This is a genomic window from Streptomyces sp. NPDC058246 (genome assembly GCF_042881985.1).
GTDB lineage: Bacteria > Actinomycetota > Actinomycetes > Streptomycetales > Streptomycetaceae > Streptomyces.
In genome coordinates, this window is sequence record NZ_JBHVWZ010000007.1 from 192,733 (window position 1) to 206,177 (window position 13,445).

12 protein-coding genes and 1 pseudogene are annotated in these 13,445 nt (G+C 71.6%); 6 read left to right on the plus strand and 7 right to left on the minus strand.

What is annotated here, in order from left to right; genetic code table 11:
- Positions 1–4: 4 nt before the first annotated feature.
- Positions 5–916 carry a rhomboid family intramembrane serine protease gene (locus ACFVXA_RS13380; RefSeq protein ID WP_362031773.1) on the minus strand — a complete coding sequence of 304 codons (912 nt, stop codon included), beginning with the start codon at positions 914–916 and terminating at the stop codon, positions 5–7.
- Positions 917–1,061: 145 nt separating this feature from the next.
- Here ACFVXA_RS13380 and ACFVXA_RS13385 point away from each other — a divergent pair, with 145 nt between their 5' ends.
- From ACFVXA_RS13385 to ACFVXA_RS13395, 3 genes are all read left to right on the plus strand, one after another.
- A complete protein-coding gene (locus ACFVXA_RS13385; protein WP_383747871.1) occupies positions 1,062–1,781 on the plus strand; it encodes a vWA domain-containing protein in 720 nt (239 codons plus the stop codon).
- Positions 1,778–2,338, plus strand: a complete 561-nt coding sequence (locus tag ACFVXA_RS13390; protein ID WP_362031777.1) for a HutD family protein — start codon at positions 1,778–1,780, stop codon at positions 2,336–2,338. Before ACFVXA_RS13385 ends, ACFVXA_RS13390 begins: the two co-directional genes overlap by 4 nt.
- Positions 2,339–2,736: 398 nt before the next feature.
- Positions 2,737–4,389 (plus strand): cytochrome bc complex cytochrome b subunit, encoded by a 1,653-nt coding sequence (locus ACFVXA_RS13395; RefSeq protein ID WP_390025013.1) that lies wholly within the window; start codon positions 2,737–2,739, stop codon positions 4,387–4,389.
- On the opposite strand, the gene ACFVXA_RS13400 is transcribed toward ACFVXA_RS13395, so the two are convergent.
- On the minus strand, positions 4,364–5,608 hold the full coding sequence (locus ACFVXA_RS13400; protein WP_390025015.1) for an acyl-CoA dehydrogenase family protein: 1,245 nt from the start codon (positions 5,606–5,608) through the stop codon (positions 4,364–4,366). The two genes, ACFVXA_RS13395 and ACFVXA_RS13400, sit on opposite strands and share 26 nt — an antisense overlap.
- Positions 5,608–6,753 (minus strand): acyl-CoA dehydrogenase family protein, encoded by a 1,146-nt coding sequence (locus ACFVXA_RS13405; protein ID WP_384404268.1) that lies wholly within the window; start codon positions 6,751–6,753, stop codon positions 5,608–5,610. Before ACFVXA_RS13405 ends, ACFVXA_RS13400 begins: the two co-directional genes overlap by 1 nt.
- Before the next feature lie 48 nt (positions 6,754–6,801).
- On the opposite strand from ACFVXA_RS13405, the gene ACFVXA_RS13410 reads away from it, so the two are divergent.
- From ACFVXA_RS13410 to ACFVXA_RS13420, 3 genes are all read left to right on the plus strand, one after another.
- A complete protein-coding gene (locus ACFVXA_RS13410; RefSeq protein ID WP_383747863.1) occupies positions 6,802–7,593 on the plus strand; it encodes an SDR family oxidoreductase in 792 nt (263 codons plus the stop codon).
- Between the two features lie 219 nt (positions 7,594–7,812).
- Positions 7,813–8,454, plus strand: coding sequence for a TetR/AcrR family transcriptional regulator (locus tag ACFVXA_RS13415; protein ID WP_362031786.1), 642 nt, complete (start codon positions 7,813–7,815; stop codon positions 8,452–8,454).
- Between the two features lie 23 nt (positions 8,455–8,477).
- Positions 8,478–9,635, plus strand: a complete 1,158-nt coding sequence (locus ACFVXA_RS13420; protein ID WP_390025017.1) for an acetyl-CoA C-acetyltransferase — start codon at positions 8,478–8,480, stop codon at positions 9,633–9,635.
- Positions 9,636–9,739: 104 nt separating this feature from the next.
- Here the strand turns inward: ACFVXA_RS13420 and ACFVXA_RS13425 are convergent, their stop codons facing one another.
- From ACFVXA_RS13425 to ACFVXA_RS13440, 4 genes and pseudogenes are all read right to left on the minus strand, one after another.
- Positions 9,740–10,849: an NAD(P)H-dependent flavin oxidoreductase gene (locus ACFVXA_RS13425; RefSeq protein WP_390025019.1), complete on the minus strand. Its 1,110-nt coding sequence runs from the start codon at positions 10,847–10,849 to the stop codon at positions 9,740–9,742.
- A 110-nt stretch (positions 10,850–10,959) separates the two neighbouring features.
- Positions 10,960–11,694: pseudogene (locus ACFVXA_RS13430) on the minus strand (CoA-transferase subunit beta); the annotation flags it as partial.
- Complete coding sequence (locus ACFVXA_RS13435; RefSeq protein ID WP_390025021.1) at positions 11,691–12,638, minus strand: CoA transferase subunit A; 948 nt, start codon at positions 12,636–12,638, stop codon at positions 11,691–11,693. The gene ACFVXA_RS13435 and the pseudogene ACFVXA_RS13430, both read right to left, overlap by 4 nt.
- Positions 12,635–13,405, minus strand: a complete 771-nt coding sequence (locus ACFVXA_RS13440) for an enoyl-CoA hydratase family protein (protein ID WP_390025022.1) — start codon at positions 13,403–13,405, stop codon at positions 12,635–12,637. The genes ACFVXA_RS13435 and ACFVXA_RS13440 overlap by 4 nt, the downstream gene beginning before the upstream one ends.
- Positions 13,406–13,445 lie beyond the last annotated feature (40 nt).

The following is a 13,445-nucleotide window of genomic DNA, read 5'->3' on the forward strand; positions in this document are numbered from 1 at the left end:
TCACTTATCCCGTGAGTTGGGAGACCTTGCCCACCGCCGGCAGCACCAGCAGGACGAGGAGTGCGACGCAGGCGACCGCATGGATCGGGCCCCGGCGCGGGCCGCGCGGCACGTACGCGTACGCCAGCGTCACCACGCCGCCCGCCAGCAGACCGCCCAAGTGGCCCTGCCAGGAGGTGAGGCCGGCGGAGATCAGCAGCCAGACCAGCAGACCCGCCATGAAACGGTTGACGGTGCTCATGTCGGCCCCCAGCCGGCGGGCCATCACGTAGTAGGCGGCGCCGAGCCCGAAGATCGCGCCCGACGCGCCGACCGTGGGGGTGTCGGGCGCGATCAGCAGCACGAGGACCGAGCCGCCGAGCGCCGACAGGAGATAGAGGGCGAGGTAGCGGACCCGGCCCAGCTGGGACTCCACCACCCGGCCGATGTTCCACAGCGACACCATGTTCATCACGATGTGCAGGATCCCGAACGTCCCCTCGGTGGGCGGCAGATGCAGGAACGAGCCCGTCAGCAGCCGCTCCCACTCACCGCCGACGACGCCCTCCGCGTGGAGCTCCGACGGATACGGGTGCTGCCACAGATAGTGCGTGCCGTCCGGCCCCACGAGCCCGGCGCCCAGCATCTCGAACCGGTCCACGATCGACGGCCGCACCAACTCGCCGAGATAGGCGAGCACATTGAGCGCGATGAGGACGTACGTCACCAGCGGCGCCGTGGTGATCCGTCCCCCGAAGGCGGTACGGGCCTGGCGCACCGACCGTGCGCCCTCCTTCACGCACTCCACGCACTGATGGCCCACGGCCGCCTCGCGCATGCAGTCCGGGCAGATATAGCGGTCGCAGCGGGTGCAGCGGACGTGGGACTCCACCTTGGGATGGCGGAAGCAGGTGGTGACGGTGGACTCGGACTCCACGGCCGGCTCCTTGGAGAGGGCGATCGGTTGGTGAGCCGGTGGGGTCGGCGGCGAACAAAATAGCGAACGCGGTTGACGAAGGGGAGGGGTGGGGTCGCTGTGGCGTAGCCTCGGCCTTCCCGCCCCGGACCCGAAGGGAGCCCTTGTGGCCGCGATCAGTCTCAGCAAGGTCGAGGACACCGCGCCCGCGCTGGTCAGCCTGTACAAGAGCGCCGGGGTGTCCCTCCGGAAGCACAGGCTGGACGGGCAGCGGGCGGCCGTGTATCTGGTGCTGGACCACTCGGGGTCGATGAAGCCGTACTACCAGGACGGCAGTGTGCAGGCGCTCGCCGACCGGGTGCTCGGGCTGGCGGCCCACTTCGACGACGACGGGACGGTGCCGGTCGTCTTCTTCTCGACGGACATCGACGCCGTCACCGGCATAGGACTCGACGACCACCAGGGCCGGGTGGAGCGGATCGTCGCCGGACTCGGGCACATGGGGAAGACCAGCTACCACCTGGCCATGGACGCGGTCATCGACCACTACCTGGACAGCGGCTCCAAGGAGCCCGCCCTCGTCGTCTTCCAGACCGACGGCGGACCGATCAACAAGCTCGCCGCCGAACGGTATCTGTGCAAGGCGGCGAAGCTCCCGCTGTTCTGGCAGTTCATAGGGTTCGGGGACCCGGACAGCAAGCAGTTCGCATTCCTGCGCAGACTCGACGAGTTGGCCGTGCCGCAGAAGCGGGTGGTCGACAACGCCGGTTTCTTCCATGCCGGTTCGGATCCACGGAAGGTGTCCGACGAGGAGCTGTACGACCGACTGGTGGGCGAGTTCCCGCAGTGGCTGGCGGCGGCACGAGAGCGGGGGATCGTGCGATGACCGTACGACCGCTGCCCGCCGCCGAGCGGGTCGCCGTGCCCTGGAAGAACGGCGGCGGCGTCACGCGCGAGATCGCCGCCTGGCCCGAGGGCGCGGACATGGCCGGATTCGTGTGGCGTGTGAGCCTGGCCGAGGTCGCTGCGGGCGGGCCGTTCTCGGCGTTCGCCGAGGTGGACCGGATCCTCACCATGGTCGAGGGCGAGGGGATGGACCTGACCGTCGGCGGCGAGGCGCGACGGGTCGACACCCGGTTCGTTCCCCAGGGCTTCCCCGGCGACCTGCCGACCGACTGCCGGCTGCTCGGCGGCCCGGTGGTCAACCTCAACGTCATGTGGCGCAGGGGCGGCGAGGTGGCCCCGAGCGTCACGGTCGCGCAGTCGCGGCGGCCCATCGCCGTCCCGGCGGGCCCGGCCGTGCTGGTCGTCGCCCTCGACGGGACCGCCGAGGTGGCCGGACACACCATCGGGCGGTACGACGCCGTGCTGCTGACCGACGAGGACGCCGTCCTGCACGCGACGGGCCGTACCGCCGTCATCGCTCTCACGCCACGGGACTGACCGCCGGGACCTTCCTACGCGGCATCCGGATCCTCCTGGATGGCTCGGCGAACTCGACGAGAGGGCCGGGGAGTTGACCGAGGCGCGGGCGTCGCTCGTCTCGCCGATCGGCTCGTGACGCACCGTTGGCTTCGGGGAGGTGTCATGCCACCCTGGGGGGCCGAGGGGAGCGGTGTATGGGCGCGCGAGAGATCAACTCCAGTCGGGACGAGGGGACTTCGGGTGGCGGGACTTCCCCGGGAGGGGCGGCGGGTGCCGGGACTTCACCCGGAGAGACGGCGCGTGCCGGGACTTCGTCCGCAGGGGCGGCGGGTGCCGGGGCTTCCCTGGGAGGGGCGGCGGGTGCCGGGGCTTCACCTGGAGAGACGGCGCGTGCCGGGACTTCGTCCGCGGGGACGGTGGGTGCCGGGGCTTCGTCCGGTGTCGATGCCTCCGGTTCCCGGCGGCGGGGGGAGACCGGCAAGGGGGAGCGGCTCGCGGACTGGGCCGACGGGCGGCTGGGCCTCTATGCGCTGGCCAAGGCCAATATGCGCAAGGTCTTTCCGGACCACTGGTCGTTCATGCTCGGCGAGGTCTGTCTCTACAGCTTCCTCATCCTGATCCTCACCGGCGTCTACCTCACCCTCTTCTTCGAGCCGAGCGGCGTGGAGGTCGTCTACCACGGCTCGTACAAGCCGCTGAACGGCATCATCATGACGCGGGCGTACGAGTCCACGCTCCACATCAGCTTCGATGTGCGCGGCGGTCTGCTGATCCGGCAGATCCACCACTGGGCGGCGCTCGTCTTCCTCGCCGGGATGCTCGTGCACATGATGCGGGTCTTCTTCACCGGCGCGTTCCGCAAACCGCGCGAAGTCAACTGGCTGTTCGGCTGGACCCTGCTGATGCTCGGCCTCATCACCGGGCTGACCGGCTACTCGCTCCCCGACGACCTGCTCTCCGGCACCGGCGTCCGCTTCGCCCAGGGCGCCATCCTGTCGGTCCCGATCGTGGGGACGTACCTCTCCTTCTTCCTCTTCGGAGGGGAGTTCCCCGGGCACGACATCATTCCGCGCTTCTTCCCGATCCACGTGCTGCTGCTGCCCGGGATCATGCTGGGCCTGGTGGTCGCCCACCTGATCCTGGTCTTCTACCACAAGCACACGCAGTATCCGGGGCCCGGACGCGACCAGAAGTCGGTCGTCGGCATGCCGTTCATGCCGGTCTACATGGCCAAGGCCGGCGGCTTCTTCTTCCTCGTCTTCGGGGTGCTGTCGATCATGGGCGCCATCGCGACGATCAACCCCGTGTGGGCCTTCGGGCCCTACCGCCCGGACCTGGTGACGACCGGTGCCCAACCCGACTGGTATCTCGGCTTCTCCGAAGGGCTGATCCGGGTGATGCCGGGATGGGAGATCAACGCCTGGGGCCACACCCTCCAGCTGGGCGTCTTCATCCCCTTCTCCCTCTTCCCGCTCATCATGACCGCCATCGCCGTCTATCCGTTCATCGAGGCGTGGATCACCGGGGACAAGCGCGAGCACCACATCCTGGACCGGCCGCGCAACGTGCCGACGCGCACCGGCCTCGGTGTCGCCTGGCTGACGCTGTACGCCGTGCTGCTGGTCGGCGGGGGCAACGACCTGTGGGCCACCCACTTCCATCTCTCGATCAACGCGATCACCTGGTTCGTCCGGGTCGCCTTCTTCGTCGCGCCCGCGCTCGCCTACGTCGTCACGAAGCGGATCTGCCTGGGCCTGCAGCGCCGCGACCGCGACAAGGTGCTGCACGGGCGCGAGTCCGGCCTCATCAAACGGCTCCCGCACGGCGAGTACGTCGAGGTCCACGAACCGCTCACGCAGGCACAGCGGTTCACCCTCACCCAGCACGAGCAGGCGCCGCCGTACGAGGTGGGGCCGCTCGTCGACGCGAACGGCGTGGTCCGCCGGGTGGGCCCCTCACGCCGGCTGCGCGCCCGGCTGGCGCGCGCCCTGTACGGACCCGGCACGCAGATCCCGAAGCCCACGGTCGAGGAGTACCGGGAGCTCACGAGCGGGGACCACCACCACTGAGGACCGCGGCCCGGCACTGGGCGGGCGTGCCCCACGCCGTCCGCAGGGCGCGGGCCTTGGTCAGCCACAGGGACAGGTCGTACTCCGCCGTGTAGCCGATCGCGCCGTGCAACTGGAGCGCCGTACGGGCCGTGGCGTACGCCGCCTCACAGGCCGTGACCTTGGCGGCGGCCACGTCCGCCGGTGTCATCGACAGAGCGGCGCCGAACAGCAGCGGCCGCGCGAACTCCAGGCCGATCAGCGCGTCGGCGAGCCGATGCTTGACGGCCTGGAACGAGCCGACCGGCACCCCGAACTGGCTGCGCCGCTTGACGTGGTCGACGGTCCGGTCGAGGAGGGCCAGCCCCACCCCGAGGGCTTGAGCGGCGGTGGCGAGCCGGGCCCAGGCGAGGGCGTGGGCGGCGGCGCGGGTGACGCGGGGGCCGGTGGCGAGGATCTCACCGCCCGGCAGGGGGCGGGTGAGACGGCGGGCGGGGTCGAGGGAGGGGCGGGGGGTGAGCGGCGGCGCGGTGCGGCTGGGGCGGGGGGTGAGCGGCGGCGCGGTGCGGGGCGGGCCGGGGACAGGCGGAGGCCCAGCGTGACCGGATGCTCCCACGCCCGTTCTGCCGCTGCCGCTGCCGCTGCCGCTGCCGCTGCCGCTGCCGCTGCCGCTGCCGCTGCCGCTGCCGCTGCCGCTGCCGCTGCCGCTGCCGCTGCCACCTGGTGGTGGGGTGGTCGGTGTGGTCGGTGTGGGTGTGTGTGCCGGCGTGCGCGTCAGGGTGAGTTCCGCCGTCTCGGCGGTGATCCCCCGTACCGTCAGGTGGACGTCCGCCGCGCCCCCGTCGAGCACGTACGGCCCCCCGCCCGGCAGGGCCACCGTCGCGATCGCCTCGCCCGAGACGAGCATGGGCAGGAGCCGCTTGGCGGGGCCCGACTCGTCGAGCCCGGAGAGCAGCGCGGCCGCCGCGACCGACTCCACCAGCGGTCCCGGCACGCCGTGGCGGCCCAACTCGACGAAAGCGATGGCGAGTTCGACGGGCAGGGCGCCCGCCCCCTCGTACGCCTCCGGTATCGCCAGCGCGAAGACGCCGGCGTCGGCCAGGCGGGACCACAGGGCACGGCCCGGGGTGTGGTCGTCCTCGGCCCAGGCGCGGATGACCGAGGGGGTGTGCGCGGAGGTCAGCATCGCGTCCAGGGAGGCGGCGAAGGCGCGCTGCTCGGTGTCGAGGAGGAAGCGCATCAGCGGCGTCCCTTCGGCAGGCCGAGCAGCCGCTCGGCGATGATGTCCCGCTGGATCTCGTTGGTGCCCGCGTAGATGGGCCCGGCGAGCGAGAAGACGTATCCCTCGGCCCAGTCCGTGTCCGCCGACTCGCCCGCCGGGCCCAGGAGATCGAGCGCGGTCTCGTGCACCGCGATGTCGTACTCGGACCAGAAGACCTTGTTCAGGCTGGACTCCGGGCCGATGCTCTCGCCGTCGAGGAAGCGGGAGGCGTTGGCGTAGGTGAAGAGCTGGTAGGCGCGGGCGCCGATCACCGCGTCGGCCACCCGGTCGCGCAGAGCGGTGTCCGAGGGGTCGGCGTGGGCGCGCCAGAGGTCCACCAGCCGGTCGGCGGCGGCGAGGAAGCGGCCCGGCGAGCGCAGCGTCAGCCCGCGTTCGTTGCCCGCCGTCGACATGGCGACCCGCCAGCCCCCGCCCGGCTCGCCGATCACGTCCTCGTCCGGGACGAACACCTCGTCCAGGAAGAGTTCGGCGAAGGCCGGTTTGCCGTCCAGGCGGCCGATCGGGCGGACCGTCACCCCCGGCGCGCGCAGGTCGAACATCAGGTAGGTCAGGCCCTGATGGGGTTTCGGTGTGTCCGGCTCGCTGCGGAACAGGCCGAACGCGCGGTCGGCGAACGCGGCCCGCGACGACCAGGTCTTCTGCCCGCTCAGCAGCCAGCCGCCGTCCGTGCGCACCGCGCGGGACGTCAGTGACGCCAGGTCGGAGCCCGCCTCCGGCTCGGACCAGGCCTGCGCCCAGATCACTTCGCCCGAGGCCATCGACGGCAGCACGCGCGCGCGTTGCTCCGGTGTTCCGTGGTCGAAGAGTGTCGGCGCGAGCAGGTTGATGCCGTTCTGGCCGACTCGGCCCGGGGCGCCTGCCGCGTAGTACTCCTCCTCGAAGACCAGCCACCGCACGATGTCCGCGTCCCGGCCGCCGTACGCCACCGGCCACGACACCACCGACCAGCGGTCCGCGGACAGTTCGGCCTCCCACGCGCGGTGCGCGGCGAAGCCCTCCTCGGTCTCCAGGGAGGGGAGGGGCGCCGGTGGCACATGGGCGGCGAGCCAGGCGCGCGCCTCGGCACGGAAGGTCCGCTCCTGCGGCGTGAAGTCAAGATCCATCAGCGACGATCCTTCCCTAACAAGTGTTTGGTAGGTTAGCGTGGAGCCATGACAGACGTCGAGGGTCCGGAGTACGTACCCGGGCACGGGCTGCTGGAAGGGCGCACCGCAGTCGTCACCGCCGCCGCGGGTGCCGGGATCGGCGGAGCCACGGCCCGTCGCTTCCTGGAGGAGGGCGCGCGCGTGCTGATCAGCGACGCGCACGCGCGGCGGCTGAAGGAGCACGAGGCGGCGCTGGCCGACGAGTTCGGGGCCGAGCGCGTCGCGGCGCGGCCCTGCGACGTCACCGACGAGGCACAGGTGACGGCGCTCTTCGACGCCGCGACACGGACGCACGGCCGACTCGACATCGTGGTCAACAACGCCGGACTCGGCGGTACCGCCGACCTCGTCGACATGACCGACGAGCAGTGGTCCAAGGTCCTGGACATCACGTTGAACGGCACCTTCCGGTGCACCCGGGCCGCTCTGCGCAGACTCAAGGAGCAGGCCCGCGGGGGAGTCCTCGTCAACAACGCCTCCGTGATCGGCTGGCGCGCCCAGGTCGGCCAGGCCCACTACGCCGCCGCGAAGGCCGGTGTCATGGCGCTCACCCGGTGCGCCGCGATCGAGGCCGCCGCGTACGGGGTGCGGGTCAACGCCGTCTCGCCCAGCCTCGCCATGCACCCGCACCTCGCCAAGGTCACCACGCCCGAGCTCCTGGAGGAGCTGACCGCCCGCGAGGCCTACGGGAGGTACGCCGAGCCGTGGGAGGTCGCCAACGTGATCGTGTTCCTGGCATCCGGCTACTCCTCGTACATGACGGGCGAGGTCGTCTCCGTCAGCAGCCAGCATGCGTAGGGGCGGGGTGGTGACCGGCGTGTGCGGTGACCGGGCGGCGGCCGGTGGGGTTCGCGGCCTGGCGGTGTGCGGCGTGCGTCGGGGCTTGGCGGTGGCCGGCGCGCGGGGCGGACGGGCGGTGGGCGGTGTGCGGGGCTGCCTGGCAGTGGCCGGCGCGCGAGGGGGGCCGGGGGCGCCCGGCATGCGGGGCCCGGAGGGCCGCGGGACCACAATGGACCCGTGCCTACCAAGAAGAAGCCCCAGGTGACCGCCTCCCCGGAGCGGCGCCGTGAACTGCTCGGCACCGCCGCCGAGGTCTTCGCCGAGCAGGGCTACAACGCCACCACCGTACGCAAGATCGCGGACGAGGCCGGGATGCTCGCGGGCAGCCTCTACTACCACTTCGACTCCAAGGAATCGATGCTGGAGGAGATCCTGCGGACCTTCCTCGACGAGCTGTGGGACGGCTACGACGCCGTCCTCGGCGCCGAGCTCGGTCCCCGGGAGACCCTGGAGGCCCTGGTCACCGAGTCCTTCCGGGAGATCGACCGGCACCGCGCCGCCGTCGCGATCTACCAGAAGGAGTCCAAGCACCTCGCGGCCCAGCAGCGCTTCGCGTTCCTCGCCGAGTCGCAGCGCAACTTCGAGAAGGCGTGGCTGAGCACGCTGGAGCGCGGGGTCGCCGCCGAGGTCTTCCGGGCCGACCTCGACATCCGGCTCACCTACCGGTTCGTGCGCGACACGGTGTGGGTCGCCGCGTCCTGGTACCGGCCCGGCGGACAGCACAGCCCGGAGGAGATCGCCCGCCAGTACCTGTCGATGGTCCTCGACGGGATCTCCGTACGCGAACAGCCCATGTCCGCGACAGCCCATGTGCGATAGCCCATGTCTGTGAGGGAGTTGTCATGGCCGAGGCCTACATCGTCGAAGCGGTCCGCACGCCCGTAGGGCGGCGCCGGGGAGGGCTGAGCGGGGTCCACCCCGCCGACCTCGGCGCGCATGTACTGAAGGCACTGGTCGAGCGGTCCGGGGTGGACCCGGCCGCCGTCGAGGACGTGGTCTTCGGCTGTCTGGACACGGTGGGGCCGCAGGCCGGGGACATCGCCCGCACCTGCTGGCTGGCGGCCGGGCTCCCCGAGGAAGTGCCCGGCGTCACCGTCGACCGGCAGTGCGGATCCTCCCAGCAGGCCGTGCACTTCGCCGCCCAGGCGGTCCTGTCCGGCACCCAGGACCTGGTGGTCGCCGGCGGAGTCCAGAACATGTCGCAGATACCCATCGCCTTCGCCTCCCGCCAGGCGGCGGAGCCCCTCGGGCTGACGGCCGGCCCCTTCGCGGGCAGCGAAGGCTGGCGGGCGCGCTACGGCGACCGGCCCGTCAACCAGTTCCACGGCGCCGAGCTGATCGCGGCCAAGTGGAGCATCACCCGCCGCGACCAGGAGGAGTTCGCGCTCCGCTCCCACCAGCGGGCGGTCCGCGCCCTCGACGAGGGCCGCTTCGCGCGCGAGACCGTCGCCTACGGGGAGGTCACGGCCGACGAGGGGCCGCGCCGGGACACCTCCCTGGCGAAGATGGCGGGCCTGAAGCCGGTGCTCGACGGTGGCACCATCACCGCGGCCTGCTCCTCGCAGGTCTCCGACGGCGCCGCCGCGATGCTGCTTGCCTCCGAGCGGGCGGTACGGGAGCACGGGCTGAGGCCGCGGGCGCGCGTCCACCATCTCTCCGTACGCGGCGAGGACCCCATCCGGATGCTGTCCGCGCCCATTCCGGCCACCGCGCACGCCCTGAAGAAGACCGGCATGTCCATCGGCGACATCGACCTCGTCGAGATCAACGAGGCCTTCGCGCCGGTCGTCCTCGCCTGGCTCAAGGAGACCGGCGCCGACCCGGAGAAGGTCAACGTCAACGGCGGCGCGATCGCGCTGGGGCATCCGCTCGGCGCCACGGGTGTGAAGCTGATGACGACGCTGTTGCATGAGCTGGAGCGCACCGGTGGGCGATTCGGCCTCCAGACCATGTGCGAGGGCGGCGGCCAGGCGAACGTGACGATCATCGAGCGGCTCTGAGGAGGCCGGGGGAGGGTGAGTTCCTTCGCCCCCGCCGCCCCTGGCCTCGCCCGTACCTGGGGCTCCGCCCCAGACCCCGTTCGCGCAGTTCCCCGCGTCCCTTGTCAGGGGCGCGGGGAACTGCGCGGTCTTTCAGCGGGGCTGGGCAGGGGCGGCGGGGCGAACGCATCGGGCGACGGCAGGGCCCCCAGCGTCTCGTCGGCCTCCGCCATCACGCGGTCGATCAGCTCCGCGCACGACGGCAGATCTTCGATCACACCCGCCACCTGCCCCGACGCCATCACCCCCAGGTCCGTGCGCCCGTCCACCATCGAGGACTTGAGGAGCATCGGCGTGTTGGCGGCGAGCAGGACCTGGCTCCAGGAGAGGTCCTTGCCGTGCTTCATCGCCAGACCGTCGCGGACCATCTGTGGCCAGGTGAGGCCGGATATCTTCCGGAAACCGGCCGCTTGGCGCACGGCCCGCACGAGGGCCTTCGTCCGGCCGGACTTCTCGAGCGAGTCGACGAGTTCGCTGCGCAGCATGCGGTGCGGGAGTCCGTCGACGGCGGTCGTCACCGTGACGTCCTTGACCGTCGCCGCCAGGTACTTGGCCTTCACCGCGTCCGGGACGGTGGAGTCGGAGGTCAGCAGGAAGCGTGTCCCCATGGCGATGCCCGCCGCCCCATAAGCCAGCGCCGCCACCAGCCCCCGCCCGTCGTGGAAACCCCCCGCCGCCACCACCGGGATGTCCACCGCGTCCACCACCTGCGGCAGCAGCACCGTCGTCGCCACCTCGCCGGTGTGGCCGCCGCCCTCACCGCCCTGCACGATCACCGCGTCCGCGCCCCAGGCGGCCACCTTCTCGGCGTGCCGCCGCGCCCCGACGGACGGGACGACGACCACGCCCGCCTCCTTCAACTCGGCGATCAGCTCGCGCGAGGGGGCGAGCGCGAACGACGCGACGCGCACCCCCTCGTCGATGATGATCCGCACCCGGTCGCCCGCGTCCCCGGCGTCCGCGCGCAGATTTACGCCGAACGGCTCGTCCGTACGGGACTTGACCTCCCGTACGGCGTCCCGCAGCTGGTCGAGCGTCATCGTCGCGGAGGCCAGGATGCCCAGCGCGCCCGCGTTCGCCGCGGCGGAGACCAGGCGCGGGCCCGCGACCCAGCCCATACCGGTCTGCACGACGGGGTGACGGACTCCGACGAGCCGGGTCAGCGCGGTCTCCACCAGCGCCCCGCCTCGCCGGCGCCGGGGGCCTCGCGATCCAGGCCGCCCCTGCCGACGCCCACTCCGGGGGCCTCGCGCTTTCGGCCGCCCGTGCCGACGCCACTTTCGGGGACCTCGCGCTCTCGTATGCCCTTCGGGTCGACGACCTCGCGTATCAACCGCAACTCGCCCGGGGTCGGTGCGCGGGTGTACGGCACCTCGTCCGGGACGGTCAGCTCGAAGCCCGTCGCCGCCCTCACCTGGTCGAGCGTGACGCCCGGGTGCATGGAGGCGAGGCGCATCGCGTGGTCGGGGGTGGCGAAGTCGAGGACGGCGAGGTCGGTCACCACGCGGGGGATGCGGTGGAAGCGGGTGGCGCTCGGCCCCGCCGCGGCGGCGCGGTCGTAACCCACTCCGCACACCATGTCGACGTGCTCGACGAACACGCGCGGGGAGTGCTTCGGGATCCAGTAACTGGTGGGGTTGTTGAGGGTGTTGACCGGTGCTCCGCGTACGCCCAGCAGCTGGCGTGTGGGTCTGGCCCAGTCGCCGATGCAGGAGATGTTCTGGTTGCCGAAGCGGTCGATCTGGCTCGCGCCCATCATCACGTGCCGCCGCCCGCCGGTGACCATGGCCAGATGCCGGCGGTACGGCAGCCAGCCCTCGGGTGTGCCGTCGAGGCCGACGAGCATCGCCTCGCCGTCGGTCAGCAGCAGGTCGGGCGAGAAGGTGCGCTTGGCGAGGCGGGCGCCTATGGACGGGATCACGCCCATCGGACTGGCGAGCACCTCGCCGTTGTCCCGCCAGGCCTCGGCGCAGGCGATCACGCAGTACTCGGCACGGGTGACCGAGGTGGTGGGGCTCATCGCTGCTCCTTGTGCCAGGCCCGCACGGCGGACTGATAGGTCTGCTCGTCACCGCCGAGGAAGCGCTCGGCGAACTCGGCGTACGGCGTGGTCGCGTACAGCTTCTGGAAGGCCTCGTCGCGCCCGTAGTCGGGGACGCACGACGTGAAGTGCGCGCCGTTCGGCGTCTCGGCGACGCCCGTCACGCTCGACCGATTGAGCAGCAGCGTCTGCGGCGCGGCCTCCTTGGTCAGCTCCGCCGTGTCCACGATCCGCTCGCAGGAGACGTACGCCGTGTCCGCCGCCTCGCAGAACAGGTCGTCGAAGTACGGGTCCGGGCCGAGGTACTGGCCGTTGCCCGAGCGGTCCGCGCGGTTCATGTGGACCAGGGCCGCGTCCAGGCGCAGGGCGGGCATGGCGACGAACTCCTCCCGTATTCCTGGGGAGTCCTCCTTCCGTAACCCCGAGGAGTCCTCCTTCCCTGTTCCCGAGGAGCCGGAGCCCTCCTTCCCCTTCCCCGTCCCCGGCGACGCGTCGGCATACGGCGAAGTGACCGTACGCAGGCCGGGGTTGACCCGCATCACGTCCGAGCCGATGCCCGCCCGCACCGGCAGGAACGGCAGCCGGTTCGCGGCGGCGTGCAACCCCCACATGAACATCGCCTCGTCAACGTCCATCAGCTCGAAGGCACCGCTCTCGCGCGCCGCGCGGTAGTGCGGTTCGAGCGGGATCGAGTCGAGGGTGGCGAAGGCGGTGACGAGCTTGCGGATCCGTCCGGCGGCGGCCAGCAGGCCCACGTCCGGGCCGCCGTACGACACCACGGTGAGATCGGTGATCTCGGTGCGGAGCAGTGCTCTCACCAGGGCCATCGGCTTGCGGCGCGAGCCCCAGCCGCCGATGCCGAGGGTCATCCCGCTCTCCAGACGGGCGACGGCTTCCTCGGCCGACATGTTCTTGTCGCTCACTGCGCGGCCTCCTTTCCGAAGGTGTCGCGGACGCGGTCGGCCACCCCGCTGAGGTTCGCCTCGAAGGTGAAGCCCTGCTCGAAGCGGTAGCTGCGGCGCACGTCAACCGGGTCGATTCCGTTGATGGCGGCCTTCGCGAGGCGGAGGAGGTGGCCGTCCTTGGCGGCTATCTCGCGGGCCAACTCCAGGGCCGCCGCGTGCAGTTCCTCGCGCGGTACGACCTTCCACACCGAGCCGTGCGCGTGCAGCTCGGCGGCGGTCGCCGTGCGCGCGGTGTAGTAAAGGACGCGCATCAGGTGCTGGGGGACCAGCCGGGCCAGATGCGTGGCCGCGCCGAGTGCGCCCCGGTCCAGCTCGGGCAGCCCGAAGGTCGCGTCCTCGCTCGCCACGATCGCGTCCGCGTTCCCCACGAGCCCGATTCCGCCGCCCAGGCAGAAGCCCTGCACCGCCGCGACGACGGGCACCTCGCACTCGTACACCGCGGCGAAGGCCTCGAAGCAGCCGCGGTTGGCGCCTATGAGCGCGCGATGCCCGTCCGTCTCACGAAGCCCCTCCCTCTCGCGCTGTATCTCCTTGATGTCCACGCCCGCGTTGAAACCGCGCCCCTCCGCCGTCAGCACGACACAGCGGATCTCGGGGTCGCGGCCCGCCGCGCGGACGGTGTCGGCCAGGTCGAACCAGCCCCGCACCGGCAGTGCGTTCACCGGTGGGAAGTCGACCGTGATGACGGAAATCCCCTTTTCCGGGGACGAGGTGGAGACACCCATGGGCGCATCAGCTACCTTTCCACCAAACGTTTGTTAGGCA